This is a genomic window from Streptomyces sp. NPDC043680, assembly GCF_056436685.1.
In genome coordinates this window covers 190,306-214,868 of sequence record NZ_JBWKCE010000007.1, presented here as the reverse complement: position 1 = coordinate 214,868, position 24,563 = coordinate 190,306, and the positions used below count along the sequence as shown (strand labels likewise).

Genomic DNA, 24,563 nt, shown 5'->3' with positions numbered 1-24,563 from the left:
CCCGCGTCCGCCGGGACCCCCTTGGCCGCCGAGGGGCCGGCCGACCCGGCCCGGCCTGGTAGGCCGCGGCTCGCGGGCCCTGGCCGGGCCCGTGCGGGAGTGGCCGCACGGCGGCCTGTTGACCGGAGGGTGCGGGGGCCCGGGCAGGGGAGGGCTTGGCATGCGGAAGCCGCGTTCGGCCTCCCGGGCCGCGGTGCGCGGGGCCTGCTTGCCGGGCCGGGGCGGCGGCTCAGGGGAGGGGCTGAGGCGGGCGGGGGCCCGTGTAGTGGCCGGTGGGGCGCATGCGGAGGGGGCGCTCCTGGTACTCCTCCAGGGCGTGCGCGATCCAGCCCGCCGTGCGGGCCACCGCGAACACCGTCTCGCCCGCCTCGGCCGGCATCCCGAAGGCCGTGGTGACCACCGCCAGCGCCAGGTCCACATTGGCGTGCAGCCCGCGCCCGTCGCGGGCGGCCACCGCTGCCACCTCCCGGGCGGCGGCGAGCGCCGGCTCCGCCTGGGGCAGTCCTTCGAGCCGGGCGAACACGGCGGTGGCCCGCGGGTCCTCCCGCTGGTAGAGCCGGTGGCCGAAGCCGGGGAGCCGCCGCCCCGCCCGCAGGTACTCCGCCACCACCGGCGCGGCCCCGCCGCGTTCGAGGACCTCCGCCAGCATCCGGTGGGCGAGCCGGCCCGCCGCTCCGTGCAGGGGGCCTTCCAGTGCACCGAGGCCGGCCGACACCGCCGCGTACGGATGGGCCCGCGCCGAGGCGGCCACCCGTACGGCCAGGGTGGAAGCGGCCAGGTCGTGGTCGACCAGCAGCGCCAGCGCCAGGTCCAGTACGGCCAGGGCGTCCGGGTCCGGTTCCTGCGCCGTCAGCCGGGACCACAGCTGCCGGGCCAGCCTGCCGTCACCGCGCCACTGCGCCGGGGCGGCCTCGGGCAGGGCGCCGACCAGCGTGGGGATCAGGCCGCGCGCGGAACCCAGTACGGCCTGCTCGGACAGGTCGAAACGCAGCGGATCGACGACCGCCGCCGCGGCCACCGCCACCCGGAGCCGGTCGATCGGACCGCTGTGGTCCGGGAGTGCGGCCACCGCGCGCCGGGCTGCGGCCAGCAGCTCCGGGGGTGCGGTGAACCGGGCTCCGCGGTGCACGGTCCCGGTCCAGAGCCACTCGGCGACCTCCTCGTAGCGGAAGGCGGTGGCCAGCTCCACCGCGTCCACCCCGCGGAAGTAGTACCGGTCGGACTCGATGGCGGTGAGCGCGGTGCGGACGGAGAGCTCCCCGGCGGGAGCGGCCGCCTCACGCCTGCTGCGCCGGGCCAGCGCCTCCACCTCGTGTGCGTCGAAGGTGCTGCCCCTTCCGACCGCATCGCGGCGGCTCGTCAGCTGACCGCGGCTGACGTACGCGTAGACGGTGGCGGGCTTCACCCCGAGCAGCTCCGCCGCTTCCCGGGTGGTGAGCCGCCGGCCGCCCGCTGCCTGATCGTCCGTCCGGGGCGGGTGCTCGTTCATGAACACCACCCTATACATATTGATTCAATCAATATTGACAAGTATTGAGTCAAGCATGGATGGTCAATCCATGAACACCACCGTCGATGTACCCCGCGGCCTCGCCGGAGTCGTGGTCACCGAGACCGAGCTCGGTGACGTCCGCGGCCGCGAGGGCTTCTACCACTACCGTCAGTACTCGGCCGTCGAGCTCGCCGCGGGCCGCACCTTCGAGGACGTGTGGCACCTGATGTTCCGGGGCGCCCTGCCGGGTGACGCCGCCGAGCAGGCGGCCTTCGCCGCCGAGGTCACCCCGCTGCGCCGGCTGCCGGCAGAGGTCCGCGACGCCCTGCCCGCCCTCGCCAGGGCCACGGCGCTCTCCGGCCCCCTCGCCGGGCTGCGGACCGCGCTCTCGCTGCTGGGCGCCTCCGCCGGCTTCCGCCCCGTGTACGACATCGATCCCGCGCGCCGGGCCGCGGACGCGCTGGCCGCCTGTGCCGCCGTCCCGACCCTGCTCACCGCGCTGCACCGGCTGGGACAGGGCCTGGAGCCGGTCGAGCCGCGCGCCGACCTCCCGTACGCCGCCAACTACCTCTACATGCTCACCGGGCAGGAACCCGACCCGGTCAAGGCGCGGGCCGTGGAGCAGTACCTGATCTCCACCGTCGACCACGGCTTCAACGCCTCCACCTTCACCGCCCGCGTGATCGCGTCCACGGGTGCCGACGTGGCGGCCTGCCTCACCGGGGCGATCGGAGCGCTGTCCGGGCCCCTGCACGGAGGCGCCCCCAGCCGGGCCCTGGACACGCTGGACGCGATCGGTACGACCGACCGCATCGCGCCGTGGATCCGCGAGCGCGTCCTGGCCGGCGACCGGATCATGGGTTTCGGACACCCCGTGTACCGCACCGAGGACCCCCGCTCCCGGATGCTGCGCGAGATCGCCCTCCGGTTCGGCGGCCCGCTGGTGGACTTCGCCGTCGAGGTGGAGCGGCAGGTCGAGGACATCCTCGCCGAGCTCAAGCCCGGGCGGGAGCTCCACACGAACGTGGAGTTCTATGCGGGCGTGGTCATGGAGCTGTGCGGGCTGCCGCGCGAGATGTTCACCCCCACCTTCTGTGCGGCCCGCGTGGTCGGCTGGAGCGCGAACATCCTCGAACAGGCCGCCGATTCGAAAATCATCCGTCCGGCCGCCCGTTACACCGGCCCGACCCCGCCGCAGCCCGTCCCGTCCCTCGGCTGACTACGATCGGCGGGGTGAACAGCAGGCAGCCCGTCCCGAGCGTCCCGTCCGCCCAGCCCATTCCCGTCGTCGTCCTTGCCGGTTTCCTGGGATCCGGCAAGACGACCCTGCTCAACCACCTCCTCGGCAACCGCGGAGGCACCCGGATCGGTGTCGTCGTCAATGACTTCGGGTCGATCGAGGTCGATGCGATGTCGGTGGCCGGACAGGTCGGCGACTCGATGGTCTCGCTGGGCGGCGGCTGCCTGTGCTGCGCGGTCGACGGCAGCGAGCTCGACGCCTACCTGGAGAAGCTCTCCGCGCCCGTCCACCGCATCGATGTGATCATCATCGAGGCCAGCGGCCTGGCCGAGCCCCAGGAACTGATCCGGATGCTGGTCGCCAGCGAGAACCCCGCGATCCGGTACGGCGGGCTGGTGGAGGTCGTGGACGCGGCGGAATTCGACGCCACCCGGGCGAAACACCCCGAGACGGACCGCCACCTCGCCGTGGCCGACCTGGTGGTCCTGAACAAGACCGACCGGGTGGACGCGGCCGAGCGGGCCCGTATCCAAGCCGAGCTGGCCGCTCTGTGCCCCGGCGTGCCTCTCGTCACCGCCGATCACGGCAGGATCGACCCGGAACTGCTCTTCGACCGGCGCCCGTGGACCGAGACCCGGGGCCAGCTGTCCTTCGAGGACCTCCTGTCGCAAGCCGCGGACGAGGAGGACCACACGGACCACGTCCACACGGCGTACGAGAGCACGGAGTTCCACTCGGAGCAGGCCTTGAGCCCGCGCCGGTTCATCGACTTCCTGGACAGCCGCCCGGCCGGGCTGTACCGGGTCAAGGGCTTCGTCTACTTCGGCGTACCCGGCCACGAGGAGCGCTACGAGGTCCACGCGGTCGGCCGCTTCCTCCGCTTCGCCCCCGGCCCCTGGGCCGGAGGCGAACCCCGCCGGAGCCGACTGGTCCTGATCGGCTCCGGCACCGACGGCCCCGCGCTCCTGCGTGAGCTGGAAGCCTGCCGCGAACCGGCGCCGCAGCACGCCCCGCCCGAGAGCATGTGGGGCATCCTGCGCTACGTCGCCCGGCCGCCGGAGCCGGAGGACGGCGCCGAGGACCGGGCCGACGCGGTCGCCGACCCCGAGGACCTCATGGACGTCGGGGATCCGGCGGAGTTCTAGGCGACCTCGACGCCGTACTCGCGCAGGAGGTCCTCCAGCCCGCCGCGGTAGCCCTTGCCGCCGATCACGAAATCCCAGTCTCCGTTGGAGCGGCGACGGAAGGAGCCGAGGACCAGGGCGGTTTCGCCGGCGCGGCCGTCGGAGACGTCCAGACGGCCGAGTTCCTCACCCGAGGCCGACAGGAGGCGGATGCCGGCGTCGGTGAAGCCCGCCAGGTCGGCGTGCGGATCGGCCTCCGGGTCGATGGCGGCGACGAGGACGAGCCGGTCGGCGGGCTGCGGCAGGGCGTCGAAGGCGACCTCCAGTGCTGCCTTGTCGGGTGCGGTGTGCGGGCGGGTCCGGACCGAACCGTCGGGGGTCCGCGGGTTGTTGTAGAAGACGAAGTGGTCCTCGCTCAGCACCCGCCCGCCCTCGCAGACGAGCGCGCACACGTCCAGCGCCACCGCCCCCGACCAGGACATGCCCAGCACGTTGTGCTCCGCCGAAGCCGAAGCCGAAGCCGAGGCCGAAGCCGAGGCCGAAGCCGAGGCCGAAGAGGCCGCGGGGGTCCTGCGGGCCGCCTCCGTGCCGCCGCCCAGCCGGCCGCGCAGTCCGTACCGGTGCAGCAGTTCCACGAGATCGGCCCCGGGAACCAACTCCAGCGGCTTGCCGTTGGCAAAGGTGTACGACCCCGGTCCGAAGGACGCCGTGGTGACCAGCACGCCCTTGTTGGCCCCCTTGTCCTGGACCGTGCCGTACAGATCGCGCACGGCCGTCGGCGGCACCGTGCTCCGGTAGCGCTTGACCTGCACCACGATCCGCCCGCCCCGGATCGGAGCGGGGTCCAGCGCCTCCACGTCCACCCCGCCGTCACCCGACCGCTGCGTGGTCACCGCCTCCATGCCCATCGCCCGGAAGAGCTCCGCCACCAGGTTCTCGAAGGCGATCGGGTCCATCTCGAAGAGGTCGGGCTCGTCCTCATCGCCGCCGGCGTGCCCGCCATGGCTGACGACGCCGCCGACCTCGCCCGGCCGGCGCCCGGGACGTACGGCGGTCAGTTGGTCGGGCCGCGCCGACAGCTGTCCGCGCAAACCCTCCACCAGGCAGTCCACCGCGCTGACCTGCTCCAGCCGCAGGCCGGCGAAAGCCGTGCGCGCCGCCGGGACGGTGGCGAGCACGAACTGCGCCTCCTGCCCGGTCACCGGATCGTGGCAGTCCACGAAGCCGTTGACCACGACCGAGTCCAGCACGCCGAACTCGTCCGCCGCGTACAGCTCGCGCACCACGAGCAGCATGCACTGCGCCAGCAGGTCCCGGTACAGTGCCCGCCGCTCTGTGACCGGGCGGGGTCTCACCTTGTCCTGGTCCGTGCTCGGCAGGTACTGCACCGACCTGGCCTCCGGCACCACCGCGAACCCGGGTAGCTCCCAGTCGAGCACCAGCTGGCGCGCCGCCGGATCGTACGCGGCCGCCACCTGCCTCGGCAGCGCCTCGGGCCAGGCCGTCGAGGCGTACAGGGCCGCCGAGAAGTACTCCACCGCCGCCTCGGCATCGCCCGCGCGCAGGGCGGCGGCCAGCTCGGTGAGCCCGCTGTTGTGCGCCCGTATCCCGGCGAGCTGCTCGGCTGCCCACCGGTCGTACTGTCGGCGGTACGCCTCCAGTTGCTGCTGCCGCTGCGCCTCCGCGGCGTTCGCGGCGTGCCAGGCCTCGGTGTACCGCGCGTGGGCTTCCCGCTCCGCCTGGGCCCGGTGGTTCGAGCCGAGGGTCCAGCCGCTGCTCTGCTGCTGGAACTGCTCGATGCGGGGCAGCGGCACCGGCTGGGCCAGAGCCCCGGGGTTGAACGGCTCCAGCTGCTCCGGCCGGATCAGGGAGGTCATACGGAACGCCGGTGCCCGGCAGCCCGCGACCAACAGCCCCTGCAGGGCCGCGACCTCGGCATCGAGCTGTTCCGTGCGCCGCCGGGCCTCGGCCTCGCGGTGCTGCCGGTGGCTGCGGGCCGCGTCCCGCTGGTAGGCCCGCTGCCGGCGCTCGGCCTCCCGCTGCTGGATCAGCAGGGTCTGCTGCTGCCGGCGCTGGGCCTCGGCCCAGTCCCCGATCAATCCGCCCGACCGACGACTCATCAGCTGTGTACTCCCCCCACCAACACCGAGGGGCAAAACACTAGTCGGCATTCGGGTTGTACGTCCCGCGGGTCGCACCACCCGAACGCCGTCGTACGTCCTACAGCGCGCCCCCCGCCAGAGCGGCGACGGATGCGGGCAGCGCGGCCCCCGAGCCGTCGCGGCGCGGGTCCACGGCCGGCAGTTCGGCCGGGCTTCCGTTCGCCGATGCCGCGCGGACCGGCGCGTTGCCCGTCCAGGCCAGCACCAGCAGGTCCTCGCCCTTCAGGAAGCGCTGGCAGCGCACGCCGCCGGTGGCCCGGCCCTTGCGCGGGTACTGGTCGAACGGGGTGAGCTTGCCGGAGAGCATCGAATCGTCCAGCGTCCCGTGCGAGCCCGCCACCGTGAACACCAGTGCGTCCCGGGCCGGGTCCACCGCCGAGAAGTGGATCACCTTGGCGTTCTCGGAGAGCTTGATGCCCGCCATACCACCGGCCGGGCGGCCCTGCGGGCGCACCTGGGCCGCCGGGTAGCGCAGCAGCTGGGCGTCGTCCGTGATGAAGACGAGGTCCTCCTCACCGGTGCGCAGCTCGACCGCGCCGACGATCCGGTCGCCCTCCTTGAGGGTGATGACCTCCAGCTCGTCCTTGTTCGCCGGGTAGTCCGGCACGACCCGCTTGACCACCCCCTGCTCGGTGCCCAGTGCCAGGCCCTGGGAGGACTCGTCGAGCGAGGTCAGGCAGACCACCTTCTCGTCCGCCTCCAGCCCGGAGAGGAACTCCGAGACGGGGGCCCCTCCCGCCAGGTTCGGAGCGCTGTGGGTGTCCGGCAGCTGCGGCAGGTCGATCACGGGCAGCCGCAGCAGCCGCCCGTACGAGGTGACCACACCGACATCGGCCCGGGCGGTCGCCGCCACCTGCGAGACGATCAGGTCGTGCTTGGCGCGGGGCCCGTCCTCCTCGGGCAGCGGTTCGCCCGTCACCGTGCGCGCCAGCAGGCCCGTCGAGGACAGCAGCACCCGGCACGGGTCGTCCGCGACCTCCAGCGGCACCGCCCCGACCGTCGTGCCCGCCGACTCCAGCAGGACTGTACGCCGCTCGGTGCCGAACTTCTTGGCGACGGCCGCCAGTTCCGTGGAGACCAGCTTGCGCAGCTCCGTGTCGGACTCCAGGATCCCGGTCAGCTCGTCGATCTCGCCGGTCAGCCGGTCCCGCTCGGACTCCAGCTCGATCCGGTCGAAGCGGGTGAGCCGGCGCAGCGGGGTGTCCAGGATGTACTGGGTCTGGATCTCGCTGAGCGAGAAGTGCTCGATGAGCCGCTCCTTCGCCTGCGCCGAGTTGTCGCTGTCGCGGATGATCCGGATGACCTCGTCGATGTCGAGCAGGGCCACCAGCAGCCCCTCGACCAGGTGCAGCCGGTCGCGCCGCTTGCCGCGCCGGAACTCGCTGCGCCGGCGCACGACCTCGAAGCGGTGGTCGAGGTAGACCTCCAGCAGCTCCTTGAGGCCGAGCGTCAGCGGCTGGCCGTCGACCAGCGCCACGTTGTTGATGCCGAAGGACTCCTCCATCGGCGTCAGCTTGTAGAGCTGCTCCAGCACGGCCTCCGGGTGGAAGCCGTTCTTGATCTCGATGACCAGGCGCAGGCCGTGCGAGCGGTCGGTCAGGTCCTTGACGTCGGCGATGCCCTGGAGCTTCTTCGAGCCGACCAGGTCCTTGATCTTCGCGATGACCTTCTCGGGACCGACCGTGAAGGGCAGTTCCGTGACGACGAGGCCCTTGCGGCGCGCGGTCACGTTCTCCACGGTGACCGTCGCGCGGATCTTGAAGGTGCCGCGGCCGTTCTCGTAGGCGTCCTTGATCCCCGAGAGGCCCACGATCCGGCCGCCGGTGGGCAGGTCGGGGCCCGGCACGAAGCGCATCAGCGCTTCCAGGTCCGCGTGCGGGTAGCGGATCAGGTGCCGGGCGGCCGCGATGACCTCGCCCAGATTGTGCGGGGGCATGTTGGTGGCCATGCCGACCGCGATTCCGGACGCGCCGTTGACCAGCAGGTTCGGGTAGGCCGCGGGCAGCGCGACGGGCTCCCGCTCCTGGCCGTCGTAGTTGGCGGCGAAGTCGACGGTGTCCTCGTCGATCGACTCCGTCATCAGTGACGTGGCGTCCGCCATTTTGCACTCGGTGTAGCGCATGGCGGCCGGCGGGTCGTCGTTGCCGAGCGAGCCGAAGTTGCCGTGCCCGTCGACCAGCGGGAGCCGCATGGAGAAGGGCTGGGCCATGCGCACGAGGGCGTCGTAGATCGACGCGTCGCCGTGCGGGTGCAGCTTGCCCATCACCTCGCCGACGACGCGGGCGCACTTCACGTACCCGCGGTCGGGACGCAGGCCCATCTCGTTCATCTGGTACACGATGCGGCGGTGTACCGGCTTCATGCCGTCCCGGGCGTCGGGCAGGGCCCGGGAGTAGATCACCGAGTACGCGTACTCAAGGAAGGAGCCCTGCATTTCGTCGACGACGTCGATGTCGAGGATCTTCTCCTCGAACTCCTCCGGCGGCGGGGTCTTCGTGCTGCGGCGGGCCATCGCTGCGCGGCTCCTTAACCAAGAATGACGGTGTACGGGTGTGTGACAGGGGTTGACGCGGACCATTGTGGCCCGAGGCACGGACAACGCCCACTCCGACCCCGGGGCTCACCCAGGACGGAGTCCGGGGGAGTGCCCCGGGAACTTCTCCGGCCGCCGACGCGCTTGCATACAGTGGCAGGTCTGACAGAAATCTCTGCATCGCGATCGAAGGGACCACATGCCCATGGGTCACACGGCCACCGCCCAGGCCGGCTCCGGCGGCCTGACAGCGACCGAGCACCGGCTGGCCAACGGCCTGCGCGTGGTGCTCTCCGAGGATCACCTGACCCCGGTCGCCGCAGTCTGCCTCTGGTACGACGTCGGCTCGCGCCACGAAGTCAAGGGGCGGACCGGTCTGGCTCACCTCTTCGAGCATCTGATGTTCCAGGGCTCGGCGAGCGTACCGGGCAACGGGCACTTCGAGCTGATCCAGGGGGCCGGCGGTTCCCTGAACGGCACGACCAGCTTCGAGCGCACCAACTACTTCGAGACCATGCCGGCCCACCAGCTGGAGCTCGCGCTCTGGCTGGAGGCGGACCGCATGGGCTCGCTGCTGGCCGCCCTGGACGACGAGTCCATGGAGAACCAGCGCGACGTGGTCAAGAACGAGCGCCGCCAGCGGTACGACAACGTCCCGTACGGAACGGCCTTCGAGAAGCTGACCGCCCTCGCCTACCCCGAGGGCCACCCGTACCACCACACGCCGATCGGCTCGATGGCCGACCTGGACGCGGCGTCCCTGGAGGACGCCCGCACCTTCTTCCGTACGTACTACGCGCCCAACAACGCGGTGCTGTCGGTGGTCGGCGACATCGACCCCCAGCAGACGCTCGCCTGGATCGAGAAGTACTTCGGCACCATCCCCGGCCACGACGGCAAGCAGCCGCCGCGCGACGGCACGCTGCCGGAGATCATGGGCCGCGAGCTGCGGGAGGAAATCACCGAGGAGGTCCCGGCCCGCGCGCTGATGGCCGCCTACCGGCTCCCGCACGACGGCACCCGCGAGTGCGACGCCGCGGACGTCGCGCTGACCATCCTCGGCGGCGGGGAGTCCTCCCGGCTGCACAACCGCCTGGTACGCCGCGACCAGAGCGCCGTGGCGGCGGGGTTCGGCATGCTGCGGCTCGCCGGCGCCCCCTCGCTGGGCTGGCTGGACGTGAAGACCTCCAGCGGGGTCGAGGTGCCCGCCATCGAGGCGGCCGTCGACGAGGAGCTCGCGCGGTTCGCCGCCGAGGGCCCGACGGCCGAGGAGATGGAGCGCGCCCAGGCGCAGCTGGAGCGGGAGTGGCTGGACCGGCTGAGCACTGTGGCCGGCCGCGCCGACGAACTGTGCCGCTTCGCGGTGCTGTTCGGCGACCCGCAGCTCGCCCTGACCGCCGTCCAGCGCGTCCTCGACATCACCCCCGAGGAGGTGCAGGCCGTGGCCGCGGCCCGACTGCGCCCCGACAACCGCGCGGTGCTGGTGTACGAGCCGCTCGCGGCCGATGCGGCCGGCGGCTCCGCGGCGACCGAGACCGAGACCGAGAACGAGGGGGCGGAGCAGTGAGCGACACCGCAGCCGTCACGATGACCTTCCACCCGCAGCCGCAGGCCGGGCAGCCCAAGCCGTGGGCCTTCCCGGCCCCCGAGCGCGGCGCGCTGCCGAGCGGCCTGACGGTGCTGCGCTGCCACCGGCCCGGCCAGAAGGTGATCGCGGTCGAGGTCAACCTCGCCGCCCCGCTGGACGCCGAGCCGCAGGGCCTGGACGGGGTGGCGACCATCATGGCCCGCGCGCTGTCCGAGGGCACCGACAAGCACTCCGCCGAGGAGTTCGCGGCCGAGCTGGAGCGCTGCGGCGCCACGCTCGACGCCCATGCCGACCACCCCGGCCTGCGCCTCTCGCTGGAGGTCCCGGCCTCCCGGCTGCCGAAGGCGCTCGGGCTGCTCGCCGATGCCCTGCGCGCGCCGGCTTTCGCCGACAGCGAGGTCGACCGGCTGGTGCGCAACCGGCTCGACGAGATCCCGCACGAGCTGGCCAACCCGCAGCGCCGCGCCGCCAAGGAGCTGTCCCGGCAGCTCTTCCCGGCCTCCCTGCGGATGTCGCGGCCCCGCCAGGGCACCGAGGAGACGGTCGCGCGGATCGACTCCGCGGCCGTACGCGCCTTCTACGAGGCCCACGTACGCCCCGCCACCGCCACCGCGGTGGTCGTCGGCGACCTGACCGGAATCGACCTGGACGCCGTCCTCGCCGACACGCTGGGCGCCTGGACCGGCAACACCGCGGCCCCGCACCCGGTGCCCCCGGTTACCGCCGACGACACCGGCCGCGTGATCATCGTGGACCGGCCCGGCGCGGTCCAGACGCAGCTGCTCATCGGCCGGATCGGGCCGGACCGCCACGACCGGGTCTGGGCGGCGCAGGTGCTCGGCACGTACTGCCTGGGCGGCACCCTCACCTCGCGCCTGGACAAGGTGCTGCGCGAGGAGAAGGGCTACACCTACGGCGTGCGCGCCTTCGGCCAGGTGTTGCGCTCCACCGCCGACGGCAAGGGCGCCTCGATGCTCGCCATCAGCGGCTCGGTGGACACGCCCAACACCGGCCCGGCGCTGGACGACCTCTGGAAGGTGCTGCGCACCCTCGCCGAGGGCGGCCTCACCGACGCCGAACGGGACGTGGCCGTACAGAACTTGGTGGGGGTGGCCCCGCTGAAGTTCGAGACGGCGGCGGCCGTCGCGGGCACCCTGGCCGACCAGGTCGAGCAGGAGCTTCCGGACGACTACCAGGCGCAGTTGTACGCCCAGCTGGCCGAAACCGGCACGGTGGAGGCGACTTCGGCGGTCCTGGCGGCCTTCCCGGTGGACCGCCTGGTCACGGTGCTGGTCGGTGATGCGGCGCAGATCGAGGAGCCGGTGCGCGCCCTCGGGATCGGCGAGGTGACCGTCGTCGGCAACTGACCGATACGTCCAGGGCTCCGGCGGGCTTGTCCGCCGGAGCCCTTTTTGTCTGTTTGGCGGAGAGCGGGCTCGTATGGGCTGTGGCGTACGCAACAAAAGAGCGCGTCTGTTTGGCGATTGACTGATGATCCGCCTAGCGTCGGGCGTGCTGTCCGTCAGTTGTACGCGCCGCACCCGCGGCACCGGGCAGCGATCGCCGAGTCCCCGTCAGGCGCGAGCCTGGGGAGCCGGGGACCCACAAGCGTCCCTGGGGTGAATCGGACCGCCTCGCCAGAGGGGGCCCGTAGGAGACCTTCCTGCTCCGAACCCGTCAGCTAACCCGGTAGGCGAGAAGGAAGGAAAGGATCAGCCCCTTCATGGCGTTTGGCAGTCGTGCCGCCGGTAAGCACCGTGGTTCCAGCCGTCTGAGCCGCAAGACCGCCGGTTACGCCGGCATCGCCGCCCTCGCCACCACCGGTGTCGTGGGCTCCCTGGCCGGACCGGCGTTCGCCGCCTCGGACAAGGCCCCCTCGATGGAGGACACCGGCCTGAACGCCGTGGTCACCGCCGAGGACCTCGCGGGCGAGATCGAGGCCCAGGCCGAGGCGCAGCAGAACGCGGCCGATGCCGCCGCCGCCAAGGCGAAGGCCGAGGCCGACGCCAAGGCCCGCGCCGCCGAGGCCAAGCAGAAGGCCGAGGAGAAGGCCAAGGCGGAGCGCGAGGCCGCGGAGCGTGCGGCCCGCGAGGAGGAGCGCAAGCGCCTCAACACCTTCGTCTCCCCGCTCGACGAGTCGTACGTCAGCACCCAGTACCACGCGGGTGGCGGCATGTGGTCCTCCGGCAGCCACACCGGCATCGACTTCCACGCGGCCTCCGGCACCTCGGTGCACGCGGTGGGCTTCGGCACCGTGGTCGAGGCCGGCTGGGGCGGCGCCTACGGCAACAACGTCGTCATCAAGCACAACGACGGCACGTACACCCAGTACGGCCACATGTCCTCGCTGAGCGTCTCCGTCGGCGAGCAGGTCACCCCGGGCCAGCAGATCGGCCTGTCGGGCTCCACCGGCAACTCCAGCGGTCCGCACCTGCACTTCGAGGCCCGTACCGGCGCCAAGTACGGCTCGGACATCGACCCGGTCGCCTACCTGCGCCAGCACGGCGTCGACGTCTGACGGACGGGCCGGGCCTGCAACGCCCGCCTGCCGCGCACCACATCCTTTCGCAGACCCCGGCTCACCGAGCCGGGGTCTGCGCGTTGTGGCCATAAATATCCGTGGAATTTCTGTCCGTGCTCGGAAAATATCGCGTGTTGCAATAGAGTCGCACTGCGGCCCACAAGGTCGCGCCAAAATGACGTCGGCAGTCGGAAATAGGCGGAGGTCCGGTCTTGCGTATTCCTGCGCACGCGGTATGCACAGCGATCCGCGACGACATCGTCTCCGGGGTGTTCGAGCCGGGCGGCAGACTGACCGAGGAGGTCCTGGCCCGCCGCTACGGGGTCTCCCGCGTCCCGGTCCGCGAAGCGCTGCGCACTCTGGAGTCGGAGGGCTTCGTCACCACCCGGCGGCACGCCGGCGCGTGCGTCGCCGAGCCGACCGAGCAGGAGGCCGCCGACCTGCTGGAGGTGCGGATGCTGCTGGAACCGCTCGCGGCCGCCCGCGCGGCCCGCCGTCGCACGGAGGCTCATCTCAAGGTGCTGCGCGGTCTGGTGCGGCTGGGTCAGGAGCGGGCCAGGCGGGGCCAGGGGGAGGACCTGCGGGCCCTCGGAGGCTGGTTCCACGAGACGCTGGCCCAGGCCTCGGGCAGCCCCGGGCTGATCGCGCTGCTCACCCAGATGCGGCACAAGATCGCCTGGATGTACGCCGTCCAGGCCCCGGCGCGGCCGGTGGAGTCCTGGGCGGAGCACGGGGCGATCGTCGACGCGGTCGCGCGCGGAGACGCGGAACGGGCCCGCGCGCTGACGGCGGTCCACGCCGACCGGGCGGCGGGGGCGCACCGGCTGCGGGTGAGGACTTCGCAACCTGTCGTAAACATGGCGAGCGGCCCCCATTAACAAAGCCCGGATAAAAAGGACGGATATCCGGGCGAGGGATATGCGGGCTGCGGATATTCGGGTGACGCATATCCCGCGGATGCGTATGAGCGGGTCGGATTATGGGCGGGACGGAAATGCGCGCGCCCGCGTCCGTACGCCTTTTCGCCGGGCGGCCGGCGCGGCGCCCCTGCGCACCACCCGGGCAAGCGGAATCCCCGAGGGCGGAACAGGACGAAGCCGCGGCCACCGCACACCGGTGGCCGCGGCTTCGCCGCACGCGGACGCGAACCCGAAGGGGCCGGGGTCAGACGGTTTCCGGGAGCTCCTCAAGGCCCTCGGCGACCAGCTTGGCGAGGCGGTCCAGCGCCGCCTCGGCACCCTCGGCGTCGGACGCGAGGACGATCTCCTCGCCACCCTGGGCGCCCAGGCCCAGCACCGCGAGCATGGACGCGGCGTTGACGGGGTTCCCGTCGGCCTTCGCGATGGTCACCGGGACCCCGGAAGCGGTCGTCGCGCGGACGAAGATCGAGGCGGGACGAGCGTGCAGGCCCTCGGCCCAGCCGACGTTGACGCGGCGCTCTGCCATGGTGATGCCCTTCAGGTTCTAGCGGTTGTCTAGACCAGTCTCTCACGACGCCCCGAATGCTCCGACCGACCTTCGGCCCCTTTCGTCCGCCGTTCGATGCTCCCCAGCTTGCACCGATTTATCCTGGCTTGCCTCATGCGCCGCGCAGGAGCAGTTGGGCCGGCGCCGGCCTTAGGATCACCGCATGACCACCGCGTCGGATCCTTCGTACCCGGCCCACTGGGAGGCCGACGTCGTCCTGCGCGACGGCGGCACCGCCCGGATCAGGCCCATCACCACCGAGGACGCCGCCCGGTTGGTCAGCTTCTACGAGCAGGTCTCGGACGAGTCGAAGTACTACCGGTTCTTCGCCCCCTACCCGCGGCTCTCCGACCGGGACGTGCACCGCTTCACGCACCACGACTACGTGGACCGGGTCGGCCTCGCGGCGACCGTCGGCGAGGAGTTCATCGGCACCGTCCGCTACGACCGCATCGGCCCCGACGGCCGGCCCGCCTCCCTGCCCGCCGACGAAGCCGAGGTCGCGTTCCTGGTCCAGGACGCCCACCAGGGCCGCGGGGTCGCCTCGGCGCTCCTCGAACACATCGGCGCGGTGGCCCGGGAGCGGGGCATCCGCCGGTTCGCCGCCGAGGTGCTGCCCGCCAACACCAAGATGATCAAGGTGTTCACGGATGCGGGCTACCAGCAGAAGCGCAGCTTCGAGGACGGCTCCGTCCACCTCACCCTCGACCTCGAACCCACCGAGGAGTCCCTCGCCGTCCAGCGGGCCCGCGAACAGCGCGCCGAGGCCCGCTCGGTGCAGCGGCTGCTGACCCCCCGCTCGGTGGCGGTGATCGGAGTCAGCCGCTCCGGCGGCGGCATGGGCGCGGCGGCGCTGCGCAACCTCCGGGACAGCGGCTTCCACGGCCACCTCTACGCCGTGAACGAGGCCGTCACCACCGACCTGCTGGAGGGCGTGCGGGCCTACCGGGCCCTCGCCCAGGTCGACGCCCCGGTCGACCTCGCCGTGATCGCCGTGCCCGCCGAGCGGGTCCCGGAGGCGGTGGCGGCCTGCGGGGAGCACGGGGTGCAGGGGCTGGTGGTGCTGTCCGCCGGATACGGGGAGAGCGGCCCGGCCGGACTCGACCGGCAGCGCGAACTGGTGCGCCAGGTGCGCTCGTACGGGATGCGGCTGATCGGCCCCAACGCCTTTGGTGTGATCAACACCGCGCCGGACGTGGGGCTCAACGCCTCGCTGGCCCCGGCCCCGGCGCCGCTGCGCGGCCGGATCGGGCTGTTCACCCAGTCCGGGGCGATCGGTATCTCGCTGCTCTCGGCGCTGCTCCGGCGCGGCGAGGGCCTCTCGTCGTTCGTTTCGGCGGGCAACCGGGCGGACGTCTCCGGCAACGACATCCTCCAGTTCTGGTACGACGACGAGGCCACGGACGTGGCGCTGATGTACCTCGAAACCCTGGGCAACCCGCGGAAGTTCACGCGGCTCGCCCGCCGGACGGCGGCCGTCAAGCCCGTGGTCGTCGCCAAGGGGGGCCGCCACACCCCGGCGGGGCACGTGGTGCCCGGGACCAGGCTCGCGGAGACCACCGTCTCGGCGCTGCTGCGGCAGGCGGGCGTGATCCGGGTCGACACGGTGACCGAGCTCGTGGACGTCGGACTGCTGCTGGCCTCGCAGCCGCTGCCGGCCGGGCCGCGCGTGGCGATCCTCGGGAACTCCGAGTCGCTCGGCGTCCTCACCTACGACGCCTGCCTCACGCAGGGGCTGCGGCCGGGTACCCCGCTGGACCTGACGACGGCGGCCGGTCCGGCCGAGTTCCGGGCGGCCCTGGCCGCCGCGCTGGCCTCGGACACCAACGACGCGGTCATCGTCACGGCGATCCCGTCCGTCAGCGAGCGCCCCCTGGTGGACGACCTGGCCGGTGCGCTGCGTGAAGCGGTGGCTGAGCACCCCGGGAAGCCGGTGGCGGTGGTCCACGTGGAACTCGCCGACCTCGCGGACGCCCTCTCCCCGGCAGGAGGCTTCGCCGCCACCCCGCCCGGGGACGAAGCCGGGACCGGGGCCGGGGCCGTGCCCGGGACCGGGGACCCCCGGTCCGAAGCGGCGCCCCGGCCCCGCGCGGCGGATGCGGTGCGCCTGCCCGCCTACCCGGCAGCCGAGCGGGCCGTACGGGCCGTGGCCGAAGCGGTGCGGTACGGGCAGTGGCGGCAGGCCAACGCCCACGCCGGCCAGGTGCCCGCGTACGAGGACATCGACGAGGCCGGAGCCGCGGCCCAGCTCGCCGGGCTGCTGGCCGACCTCGGGCCGGGCGGTGACCCCGGTGCCGGTGCCGGTACCGGCACCGGGGCCGACCCCGGCGCCCTCACCCTCGGCGAGGCCGACGCCGCCGAGCTGCTCGCGCGGTACGGCATCCGCGTGCTGCCCACCCTGCCCGCTCCCACCGCCGACGCCGCGGTGCGGGCCGCCGAGACCCTCGGCTACCCCGTCGCGCTCAAGACCACCGCCCCGCACCTGCGCCACCGCGCGGACCTGGGCGGCGTACGCCTGGACCTGACGACCGAGGCGGAGCTGCGCCGCTCGTACGACGAACTGACCGACCTGCTCGGCACGCCCGCCGAGCTGCTCCCCGTCGTCCAGGCCATGGTGCCCCGCGGGGTCGACACCGTCGTGCGGTCCGTCATCGACCCCGCCGCGGGCGCCGTCCTCTCCTTCGGGCTCGCCGGGGTCGCCTCCGAGCTGCTCGGCGACACCGCACACCGGCTCGTCCCGGCCACCGACCGGGACGTCGCCGGACTGATCCGGTCCATCCGGACCGCTCCCCTCCTCTTCGGCTGGCGCGGGAGCGAGCCCGTGGACACCCCGGCCCTGGAGGAGCTCCTCCTGCGCCTGTCCCGGCTCGTGGACGATCACCCGGAGGTCGTCGGCGTGACCTTGGAACCGGTCGTCGTCGCGACCGAGGGGCTGTCCGTCCTCAGCGCCACCGTGCGCATCGCCCACCCCCCTGCCCGCACCGACCTCGGTCCCCGGATACTCCCCAGCTACTGAGGGCGGCCGGGGCGCCCGCCCAGGGCCTTAGGATGGACCCCATGGCGAAATCCGGTACGACGACCCAGGGGCTGCGCACGGCGATCGAGCGCAGCGGCTACTACCCGGCCCTCGTGGCCGAGGCCGTGGAGGCCGCGGTGGGCGGCGAGCCGATCTCGTCGTACCTGGTCCACCAGGAAACGACCTTCGACTCGAACGAGGTCCGCCGGCACGTCACGGTCCTCGTCCTGACCGGCAACCGCTTCATCGTGAGCCACACCGACGAGCAGGCCGCCGACGCCGGGTCCCCGTCCCCGTACGCGACCACCTCCACCGAGTCGGTCAAGCTCGCCAGCATCTCCTCGGTGGTGCTCAGCCGCGTCGTCGCCAACCCCGAGTCGTACACCCCCGGCACCCTGCCCCGCGAGGTCGTCCTGACCATCGGCTGGGGCGCGGTCTCCCGGATCGACCTGGAGCCCGCCGCCTGCGGCGACCCGAACTGCGACTCCGACCACGGCTACACCGGAAACTCCACCGCCGACGACCTCAGCCTGCGCGTCAGCGAGGCCGGCGACGGCCCGGAGGCGGTCCGCCAGACCCTCCTCTTCGCGCAGGCACTCTCCGAGGCGACGGCGGCAACCGCCGCCGGCCCCCGCTGATGGCCTACTCCGCAGCGCAGGACTGGCAGGAGCCGGAGCTCCTGGAGCCCGCGGGCGCCCCGGTGCCCGAGTACGGAGCCGGCTCGCTCGCCGATCTGCTGCCGACGCTGGTGGCCGGTCAGGGCGTCCCCGGGTTCAGCGCCGCCATCGCCGAGCTGACCCCGGCCGACCGCAACTGCGTGTTCCTCGTCGACGGCATGGGCTGGGAGCAGATCAAGGCCCACCCGGACGAGGCCCCGTACCTGACCTCCCTGCTCGGCAGTTCGCGCGGCGGCACCGGCCGCCCGCTCACCGCCGGGTTCCCGGCGACCACCGCGACCTCCCTGGCCTCGGTCGGCACCGGCCTCGCGCCCTCGCGGCACGGCCTGCCCGGCTACGCGGTCCGCAACCCGGCCACCGGCGAGCTGATGAACCAGCTCCGCTGGCAGCCGTGGACCCCGCCGGCGCCCTGGCAGCCCTACCCGACCGTCTTCCAGCAGGCCGACGCGGCCGGTGTGGCCACCGCCCAGGTGTCCTCGCCCGCCTTCCAGACCACCCCGCTCACCAAGATCGCACTGAGCGGCGGCACCTTCCTCGGCCGGATGACCGGCGAAGAGCGGATGGACCTCGCCGCCGAGCGGCTCGCGGCCGGCGACCGCTCGCTGGTGTACACGTACTACAGCGAGCTCGACGGGGCCGGACACCGGCACGGGGTGAACTCCGACGCCTGGCGCGGCCAGTTGATGTACGTCGACCGGCTGGTCCAGCGGCTGGCCGAGCAACTGCCGCCGCGCACCGCGCTGTACGTGACCGCCGACCACGGGATGGTGGACGTCCCGTTCGACGAGGACTCCCGGATCGACTTCGACGAGGACTGGGAGCTGGGCGCGGGCGTGGCCCTGCTCGGCGGCGAGGGCCGGGCCCGGCACGTGTACGCCGTACCGGGCGCCGAGGCCGACGTCCTCACGGTGTGGCGCGAGGTACTGGGCGACCGGTTCTGGGTCGCGAGCCGGCAAGAGGCCCTGGACCTGGGCTGGTTCGGTGCGCCGGGGGAGTGCGACGAGCGGGTGCTCGGCCGGATCGGCGACGTGGTCGCCGCGGCCCACGCCGACGTGGCGATCACCGCGTCCGTGAACGAGCCCAACGAGTCGGCGCTCGTCGGCATGCACGGCTCGATGACCGCGGCTGAGCAGCTGGTCCCGCTGCTCGAAGTCCGCACCTGACCCGCCGACTTCCCGGCCGCCGTTCCCCTCCTGCTCCCCCTGACCCGAAAGGTCCCGCTCCCTCCATGCCTGAACTGGTCTTTTTCTCCGGCACGATGGATTGCGGGAAGAGTACGCTGGCGCTCCAGATCGGCCACAACCGGTCGGCGCGGGGCCTGCAAGGCGTGATCTTCACCCGTGACGACCGTGCGGGCGAGGGCAAGCTGTCCTCCCGCCTCGGCCTGGTCACGGAGGCGGTCGAGGCCGGCGAGGGCATGGACCTGTACGCCTACCTCGTGGACCAGCTGTCCAGGGGCGGCAAGGCGGACTACGTGATCGTGGACGAGGCGCAGTTCCTCGCCCCGGAGCAGATCGACCAGCTGGCCCGCATCGTCGACGACCTCGACATGGACGTCTTCGCCTTCGGCATCACCACGGACTTCCGCACCAAGCTGTTCCCCGGCTCCCAGCGCCTGATCGAGCTCGCCGACCGGATCGAGCAGCTCCAGGTCGAGGCCCTGTGCTGGTGCGGCGCCCGCGCCACCCACAACGCCCGTACGGTGGGCGGCGCGATGGTGGTCGAAGGCGCGCAGGTCGTGGTGGGTGACGTGAACCGCCCGGCGGAGGAGATCGGCTACGAGGTCCTCTGCCGCCGACACCACCGCCGGCGGATGACGAGTGCCGCGTCGCGGGCGGGTTCGCTGTCGCCGGACGTGCTGCCGGTGGCTTCCGGCTGATTCCCGGTGCGGCCGGGGCCGGGCAGCCGGGCGCGTGCGGCTGAAACCCGCCCTGACCCGGGCACGTCGGTCATAGCCTCGTGCCATGACCGCGCTCAGTGACACGACGTACGAGTTCCGCATCGCCCGTCCCGAGGACGCCGAGGCCATCCAGGCCCTTGACGGGTCCTTCACCACCAGCACCGTATTCGATGTCGTCGCGACCGGCGACGGTTTCGCCCTCCGCGAGGTTCCGGTTGACCCGCCGCTGGTCAAGGTGTTCCCCGAGGACGAGGACGGCGACGACGGGGAGACGGACGGCGAGGACGCCGACGCCGACAGTCGCACCTTCGTCGCCGTCGGCGCCGACGGGGGCCTCGCCGGCTTCGCCGCCGTCTCCTACTCCGCGTGGAACCGGCGGCTGACCATCGAGGACATCGAGGTCGCCCCCGGCCACCGGGGCCGCGGCGTCGGCAGGGCGCTGATGGGGCACGCGGTGGACTTCGCCCGCGAGCGGGGCGCCGGGCACCTCTGGCTGGAGGTGACCAACGTCAACGCCCCGGCCATCCACGCCTACCGGAGGATGGGCTTCGCCCTCTGCGGCCTGGACACCGCCCTGTACCTGGGCACCGCATCCGAGGGCGAGCAGGCGCTCTACATGAGCATGCCCTGTCCCTGAGCCGCCAGCAGCCGGCCCACGGCGGGCTCGGAGCCGTCGCCCGGCGCGACGGTGACGGTCAGCAGCCAGGCGGCGGCCCCGTCGGGCGCCGCCGCCGGCGCGTACCACTCCACGCGCGCGTCCAGCAGCCGGTCCCCGGCCTCCCGGCAGGCGGCGTACCACGTGCGGAACGGACCGGTCCGCCACACCGTCAGCGGCACCGCCCGTTCGCCGGCGGTGCGCACGGAGCCCGGCCCGACCGCCCGCAGTGCGGCCTCGGCAGCGCCCGCCGGCGTCCGCTCCACCGGGACCCCCAGGACGGCGGCGAAGTGGAGCAGGTACTCCATGCGTTCGGCCTCCGGCGGCGCCCCGAGCACGGCGCGGCCCGAATCGCACCACGCGCCCCACTTGATGTTGGACACCAGGCCCGGCAGCCGGGCCATGTCGCGCGGGATCCAGAACAGGACCACGTCGGACCGGTGCATGGCGTCCTCCTCCCATGCGATCTGGTCCCCGTACGCCGGGTAGCCGCCGCCGGGCGCCGGTTCAGGCAGGAACACCACCAGCCGTCCGGCACCGGACCACGCGGACCGCAGTGCCGCCACGGCGGCCGGCCGCCACGACGGCTCGACGGGGTCGGTCGGGGTCGGGCCGCACAGGTACACGGCCGCCGCCCAGGAGTCCGGCGGCTCCTGGCCGACGTGGACGACCTCGACCTCTCCGGGGGCGGGGGCGGGGGAGTGGGGCTCAGGGGACACGGGACACTCCTGGGTCGGTCGAGGCCAAGGCGGCGAGGAAGTCCAGCAGGACGGTGTTGAACGCCCCGGGCCGTTCCAGGAACCCGAGGTGGCCGGTGTCCGGCAGCTCCGTGTAGCGGGCGCCGGGGATCGCGGCGGCGACCTCCCGGCCCAGCGGGGCGGGCGCCAGCACGTCGTCGGCGAACCCCACCACCAGGACGGGCACGGGGATCCGGCCGTAGTCCGCGAGCCGGTCGCGGACCGGGGGGCCCGGCTGGTACGCGGCCGACCCGCCGGTCAGCGCAGCGAATTCGAACAAGTCGAGCCATTCTGCGGTCGCGCCCTCGTCGGCCAGCGTCCTGGGGGAGAGGTGCTGCACCAGCCGGACGAAGGCCTCGTACTCCGCCGGCAGCCGGGTGCCCGCCCCGGCGAAGGCGGCCTCCGCACGGGCCACGGCCTCCCCCACCGCGTCGGGCCGGCCACGGGTCGCCACGAGCAGCGCCCCGCTCGCCCGGTGCGCATCGGTCAGGAGCAGCTCCTGGACGGCGAGCGCGCCGAGGGAGTGGCCGACCAGCGGGCAGGGCGGCAGGTCGAGGGCCCTCAGCACCTCCCGCGTACGAGCGGCCAGGTCGGCCGGCCCGGTGGCCGGCGCAGGCCCGTGGTCGAAGGTGACCACCCGCCGGCCGGCGGCGGTCAGTGCCGGCACCTGGTGGTGTTCCCAGATCCGTCCGGTGCCGCCCGCGCCCGCGACCAGCACCACCGGCAGGTTCCCGGTCCCGTGCAGGGCGTACGCCGTCCCGCCGGGCGTGTGCCCCGTCGTACGCGCGGAGCCCGCCGCGCCCTCCGTGCCGTCCGCCCCCTGAGGGCGCCGCCCCGTGCCCCTCACGGCGCCATCCTGCGCAGTGCCGTCTGCACCCATGCGGGGCGGCCGGTGTCCAGACCCCGCAGCGCCACGTGGACCCACAGGAAGGAGGCGCGTGCCAGGATGTGTGCCCGCATGCCGTCGCGCACCTCGCCGCCCGCCGCCCGGTAGGCCTCCAGGAGCCGGTCGAGGACGGCGGTGCCGCCGGCGTACAGCATGTCGACGAAGTCGGCCGCGGGATCGCCGACATCGGCGTTGGCCCAGTCCAGCAGGCCCGACAGAGCCGGCGGACCGGACCGCGGGCGCACCACCAGGGTGTGCCCGGGGTGCACGTCGCCGTGGACGAGCGTCAGCCGGCCGGGCCACAGCCGGTCGTCGTCCAGCCAAGCCCGCCAGCGCCGCAGCCCGGCGGCGGGCAGGGGGAGTTCGGCGCGGGCCCGGGTGAGCCGGTCCGCGATCCGGGCGCGCACGGCGCCAGGGTCCGCCTGCCCCCGGCCCGCCGGGAGGGCGGGGCTGTCCAGCGGGGTCGTGTGCACCGCGACCAGCGCCCGGGCGAGGGGCTCCAGGTAGTGGCCGGGGTGCGCCAGCGGGTCCAGGGACCAGCCGTAGACCAGGGTGTCGGGATCCTCGGTGCCCGCCGCCTCACCGGGCAGGCGGGGGTAGGCGACCAGGTCCGGGGTGTGCAGGCGCCAGTCGGGTACCGGCACGGGCGTCCGGTTGCGTACGGCCGCCAGCACCGCGCCCTCGAAGGCCAGTTGCTCCGAGGCTTCCGGCCGGCGCGGCTGCCGCAGGATCCACCAGGTGCGGTCCACCGCCCGGATGTGTGTGACCCGGAAGTCCCACCCGCTCTCGTCGGCGCGAGCGGTCGCCGGGTCGAGGACCACGCCCAGGCGGCGGGAGGCGTACGCGGCCAGGCCGGCCGGGCCGGACTCCCCGGCGGGTTGCGGCGCCCCCGCCGGCGCCCCCGTCGGCGCCCCCGTCGGCGCCCCCGACGGCGCCCCCGACGGCGCCTGCGACGGCCCCCCGGGTACCGCGGCCCGTGCGGCGCCCGCCGCGGCCCTCATCGGTTCGCCCCCGTCGTGACCAGGTACCGGTCCCTGGTGGCGTTGCGGTCCACCTTCCCGGTGTGGGTGCGTTCCAGCTCCGCGACCGGCACCAGCAGGCTGGGCACCAGGTGCGGGGCCGCCGTGCCGGCCAGCCGGGCGCGGACGCCCGTCGCCACCTCGCCGGGGTCGTGGTCGGGCAGCGGTACGAAGAAGGCGGCCAGTGTGCTGTGCTCGGCCCGGTCCACCCGCGCGGCCGCCACCTCCAGGACCCCCTCGCAGCTCCCGACGAGAGCCTCGACGTCCACCAGGTCCACCCGGTGACCGCGGATCTTGACCTGGTGGTCGGAGCGGCCCCGGAACACCAGGCCGCCTCCGGGCACCATGGAGACCAGGTCCCCGGTGCGGTACCAGCGGGTCCCTCCCTGTTCGGTGAACCTGGCCGCCGTCTCCTCCGGCGCGGCGTGGTAGCCGAGGGCCAGTCCTGGCCCCGACACGTACAGCTCGCCCGTGTCGGCCACGCGCTGGCCCACGTGCGGCAGGGGCAGCCCGATGGGCAGGTCGCCGCCGGACTCCGGCAGTTCGGGTGCGCCCGGCCCGGCCAGCTGCACGGCGTGGGTGACCAGGGCCGTCTCGGTGGATCCGTACGTGTTGAGCAGCCGCACCCCTTCGGTGCCGAGTCGCCGCCAGCGCTCCAGCATGTCGGCCCGCACCGCCTCCCCGCCGATCACGACCGTACGCAGGGACGCGGGGAGGCCGGTGCCCTGCTGCAGGAGGTCACCGGCCAGACTGTGCCAGAAGCCGGTCGGCAGCACCGCGACGGTGACCTCCTGGTCCTCGGCGACCTGCGGGAAACCCTCGCGCGCCGCGTCGTCGACGACGAGGGTGGCGCCGCCGGTCAGGGTGGGGAGGATCTCCTCCAGGCTCGTGTCGCCGCCGGCGCCGTGGAAGTGCAGCACCGCGGAGTGCGGGCCGATGCCGTACAGGTCGCGCAGCGCCGGCACCACGGCGGCGAGGGCCCGGTGTGGCACCACCACTCCCTTGGGCTCGCCGGTGGAACCGGAGGTGAACAGCACGTACGCCGGGTCCTCGGGCCCCACGACCGAGCCGTGCAGCACGGTGGCCGCAGGGGGCGGCTCCGCGGCGGGCGCCCAGCGGGGACGGACCGTCCGCGCGACCGCGGGCTGCCAGCCGGTGTCCGCGGTCGCCACGGCCTCGCGGACCCCCAGCCGGGCCAGGACGGACTCCAGCCGGGCCGAGGGGTGGCCTGCCTCCAGCGGCACGTAGGCGCGCCCCGCAGCGAGCACGCCCAGGAGGGCCGCCACGTCCCGGGCCGAGTGGTGCACGACGACCCCGACCGGCGGCTGGGGCCGCTCCGTCCGCGGCGAGACGGCGCCGGCCACCTCCCGTACCCAGGCGGCGAGGGTGCCGTAGCCGACCACGAGCCCGTTGTCGACCACGGCCGGGCGGGCCGGATCCGTACGCGCCGTCTCGAAGAACGGTTCCAGGAAATGGATTCCGGAGGACTGCATTGTGAATTCCCTCGTCCTGATGGAATATGGGCGGGTGCGTATTGTTGTGGAAC

19 protein-coding genes and 1 riboswitch are annotated in these 24,563 nt (G+C 73.4%); of the genes, 11 read left to right on the top strand and 8 right to left on the bottom strand.

Features of this window, described 5'->3' with window-relative positions; genetic code table 11:
- Positions 1–229: 229 nt before the first annotated feature.
- A complete protein-coding gene (locus AC0666_RS17540) occupies positions 230–1,489 on the bottom strand; it encodes a citrate synthase (protein ID WP_468971319.1) in 1,260 nt (419 codons plus the stop codon).
- A gap of 55 nt (positions 1,490–1,544) precedes the next feature.
- Between AC0666_RS17540 and AC0666_RS17535 the strand changes: the two genes are divergently transcribed.
- Positions 1,545–2,711, top strand: coding sequence for a citrate synthase/methylcitrate synthase (locus AC0666_RS17535; RefSeq protein ID WP_468971317.1), 1,167 nt, complete (start codon positions 1,545–1,547; stop codon positions 2,709–2,711).
- A gap of 14 nt (positions 2,712–2,725) precedes the next feature.
- On the top strand, positions 2,726–3,877 hold the full coding sequence (locus AC0666_RS17530) for a CobW family GTP-binding protein (RefSeq protein WP_478707890.1): 1,152 nt from the start codon (positions 2,726–2,728) through the stop codon (positions 3,875–3,877).
- On the opposite strand, the gene AC0666_RS17525 is transcribed toward AC0666_RS17530, so the two are convergent.
- Both AC0666_RS17525 and AC0666_RS17520 read right to left on the bottom strand, forming a co-directional pair.
- Positions 3,874–5,976, bottom strand: coding sequence for a restriction endonuclease (locus AC0666_RS17525; RefSeq protein WP_478707889.1), 2,103 nt, complete (start codon positions 5,974–5,976; stop codon positions 3,874–3,876). The genes AC0666_RS17530 and AC0666_RS17525 overlap by 4 nt on opposite strands.
- A gap of 100 nt (positions 5,977–6,076) precedes the next feature.
- Positions 6,077–8,530: a DNA gyrase/topoisomerase IV subunit A gene (locus AC0666_RS17520; RefSeq protein ID WP_468971312.1), complete on the bottom strand. Its 2,454-nt coding sequence runs from the start codon at positions 8,528–8,530 to the stop codon at positions 6,077–6,079.
- 226 nt (positions 8,531–8,756) lie between these two features.
- Between AC0666_RS17520 and AC0666_RS17515 the strand changes: the two genes are divergently transcribed.
- From AC0666_RS17515 to AC0666_RS17500, 4 genes are all read left to right on the top strand, one after another.
- A complete protein-coding gene (locus AC0666_RS17515; protein WP_468585222.1) occupies positions 8,757–10,118 on the top strand; it encodes a M16 family metallopeptidase in 1,362 nt (453 codons plus the stop codon).
- 20 nt (positions 10,119–10,138) lie between these two features.
- Positions 10,139–11,506 (top strand): M16 family metallopeptidase, encoded by a 1,368-nt coding sequence (locus tag AC0666_RS17510; RefSeq protein WP_468971433.1) that lies wholly within the window; start codon positions 10,139–10,141, stop codon positions 11,504–11,506.
- A gap of 184 nt (positions 11,507–11,690) precedes the next feature.
- Positions 11,691–11,849: riboswitch (cyclic di-AMP (ydaO/yuaA leader) on the top strand.
- 13 nt (positions 11,850–11,862) lie between these two features.
- Positions 11,863–12,657 carry a M23 family metallopeptidase gene (locus AC0666_RS17505; RefSeq protein WP_468971311.1) on the top strand — a complete coding sequence of 265 codons (795 nt, stop codon included), beginning with the start codon at positions 11,863–11,865 and terminating at the stop codon, positions 12,655–12,657.
- Between the two features lie 215 nt (positions 12,658–12,872).
- Positions 12,873–13,538, top strand: coding sequence for a GntR family transcriptional regulator (locus AC0666_RS17500; RefSeq protein ID WP_361714054.1), 666 nt, complete (start codon positions 12,873–12,875; stop codon positions 13,536–13,538).
- A gap of 286 nt (positions 13,539–13,824) precedes the next feature.
- Here the strand turns inward: AC0666_RS17500 and AC0666_RS17495 are convergent, their stop codons facing one another.
- On the bottom strand, positions 13,825–14,106 hold the full coding sequence (locus AC0666_RS17495) for an HPr family phosphocarrier protein (protein WP_048477591.1): 282 nt from the start codon (positions 14,104–14,106) through the stop codon (positions 13,825–13,827).
- A 184-nt stretch (positions 14,107–14,290) separates the two neighbouring features.
- Between AC0666_RS17495 and AC0666_RS17490 the strand changes: the two genes are divergently transcribed.
- The 5 genes from AC0666_RS17490 to AC0666_RS17470 all read left to right on the top strand — a co-directional run bounded on the left by AC0666_RS17490 (position 14,291) and on the right by AC0666_RS17470 (position 20,357).
- Positions 14,291–17,143, top strand: coding sequence for a bifunctional acetate--CoA ligase family protein/GNAT family N-acetyltransferase (locus tag AC0666_RS17490; protein WP_478707888.1), 2,853 nt, complete (start codon positions 14,291–14,293; stop codon positions 17,141–17,143).
- Positions 17,144–17,184: 41 nt separating this feature from the next.
- A complete protein-coding gene (locus AC0666_RS17485; protein WP_356848460.1) occupies positions 17,185–17,781 on the top strand; it encodes a DUF5998 family protein in 597 nt (198 codons plus the stop codon).
- On the top strand, positions 17,781–18,983 hold the full coding sequence (locus AC0666_RS17480) for an alkaline phosphatase family protein (RefSeq protein ID WP_468971306.1): 1,203 nt from the start codon (positions 17,781–17,783) through the stop codon (positions 18,981–18,983). The genes AC0666_RS17485 and AC0666_RS17480 overlap by 1 nt, the downstream gene beginning before the upstream one ends.
- Before the next feature lie 65 nt (positions 18,984–19,048).
- A complete protein-coding gene (locus AC0666_RS17475; RefSeq protein ID WP_468585218.1) occupies positions 19,049–19,699 on the top strand; it encodes a thymidine kinase in 651 nt (216 codons plus the stop codon).
- Between the two features lie 85 nt (positions 19,700–19,784).
- Positions 19,785–20,357, top strand: a complete 573-nt coding sequence (locus AC0666_RS17470; protein WP_478707887.1) for a GNAT family N-acetyltransferase — start codon at positions 19,785–19,787, stop codon at positions 20,355–20,357.
- Here AC0666_RS17470 and AC0666_RS17465 read toward each other — a convergent pair.
- Genes AC0666_RS17465 through AC0666_RS17450 form a run of 4 tightly spaced genes read right to left on the bottom strand, consistent with a single transcriptional unit; the run spans position 20,333 to position 24,510 of the window.
- Complete coding sequence (locus AC0666_RS17465) at positions 20,333–21,094, bottom strand: nucleoside 2-deoxyribosyltransferase domain-containing protein (RefSeq protein ID WP_478707886.1); 762 nt, start codon at positions 21,092–21,094, stop codon at positions 20,333–20,335. The genes AC0666_RS17470 and AC0666_RS17465 overlap by 25 nt on opposite strands.
- Positions 21,084–21,959: an alpha/beta fold hydrolase gene (locus AC0666_RS17460; protein ID WP_468971301.1), complete on the bottom strand. Its 876-nt coding sequence runs from the start codon at positions 21,957–21,959 to the stop codon at positions 21,084–21,086. The genes AC0666_RS17465 and AC0666_RS17460 overlap by 11 nt, the downstream gene beginning before the upstream one ends.
- Positions 21,956–22,999 (bottom strand): phosphotransferase, encoded by a 1,044-nt coding sequence (locus tag AC0666_RS17455; RefSeq protein ID WP_478707885.1) that lies wholly within the window; start codon positions 22,997–22,999, stop codon positions 21,956–21,958. The genes AC0666_RS17460 and AC0666_RS17455 overlap by 4 nt, the downstream gene beginning before the upstream one ends.
- Positions 22,996–24,510: an amino acid adenylation domain-containing protein gene (locus AC0666_RS17450; protein ID WP_478707884.1), complete on the bottom strand. Its 1,515-nt coding sequence runs from the start codon at positions 24,508–24,510 to the stop codon at positions 22,996–22,998. The genes AC0666_RS17455 and AC0666_RS17450 overlap by 4 nt, the downstream gene beginning before the upstream one ends.
- Positions 24,511–24,563 lie beyond the last annotated feature (53 nt).

Bases quoted from the DNA above. Each gene is read 5' to 3' on its own strand.
- AC0666_RS17495 (WP_048477591.1), bottom strand. From the start codon at position 14,106: ATGGCAGAGCGCCGCGTCAACGTCGGCTGGGCCGAGGGCCTGCACGCT.
- AC0666_RS17450 (WP_478707884.1), bottom strand. From the start codon at position 24,510: ATGCAGTCCTCCGGAATCCATTTCCTGGAACCGTTCTTCGAGACGGCG.
- AC0666_RS17470 (WP_478707887.1), top strand. From the start codon at position 19,785: ATGACCGCGCTCAGTGACACGACGTACGAGTTCCGCATCGCCCGTCCC.
- AC0666_RS17510 (WP_468971433.1), top strand. From the start codon at position 10,139: ATGACCTTCCACCCGCAGCCGCAGGCCGGGCAGCCCAAGCCGTGGGCC.
- AC0666_RS17480 (WP_468971306.1), top strand. From the start codon at position 17,781: ATGGCCTACTCCGCAGCGCAGGACTGGCAGGAGCCGGAGCTCCTGGAG.
- AC0666_RS17485 (WP_356848460.1), top strand. From the start codon at position 17,185: ATGGCGAAATCCGGTACGACGACCCAGGGGCTGCGCACGGCGATCGAG.
- AC0666_RS17515 (WP_468585222.1), top strand. From the start codon at position 8,757: ATGGGTCACACGGCCACCGCCCAGGCCGGCTCCGGCGGCCTGACAGCG.
- AC0666_RS17535 (WP_468971317.1), top strand. From the start codon at position 1,545: ATGGATGGTCAATCCATGAACACCACCGTCGATGTACCCCGCGGCCTC.
- AC0666_RS17540 (WP_468971319.1), bottom strand. From the start codon at position 1,489: ATGAACGAGCACCCGCCCCGGACGGACGATCAGGCAGCGGGCGGCCGG.
- AC0666_RS17455 (WP_478707885.1), bottom strand. From the start codon at position 22,999: ATGAGGGCCGCGGCGGGCGCCGCACGGGCCGCGGTACCCGGGGGGCCG.
- AC0666_RS17525 (WP_478707889.1), bottom strand. From the start codon at position 5,976: ATGAGTCGTCGGTCGGGCGGATTGATCGGGGACTGGGCCGAGGCCCAG.
- AC0666_RS17490 (WP_478707888.1), top strand. From the start codon at position 14,291: ATGACCACCGCGTCGGATCCTTCGTACCCGGCCCACTGGGAGGCCGAC.
- AC0666_RS17475 (WP_468585218.1), top strand. From the start codon at position 19,049: ATGCCTGAACTGGTCTTTTTCTCCGGCACGATGGATTGCGGGAAGAGT.
- AC0666_RS17505 (WP_468971311.1), top strand. From the start codon at position 11,863: ATGGCGTTTGGCAGTCGTGCCGCCGGTAAGCACCGTGGTTCCAGCCGT.
- AC0666_RS17520 (WP_468971312.1), bottom strand. From the start codon at position 8,530: ATGGCCCGCCGCAGCACGAAGACCCCGCCGCCGGAGGAGTTCGAGGAG.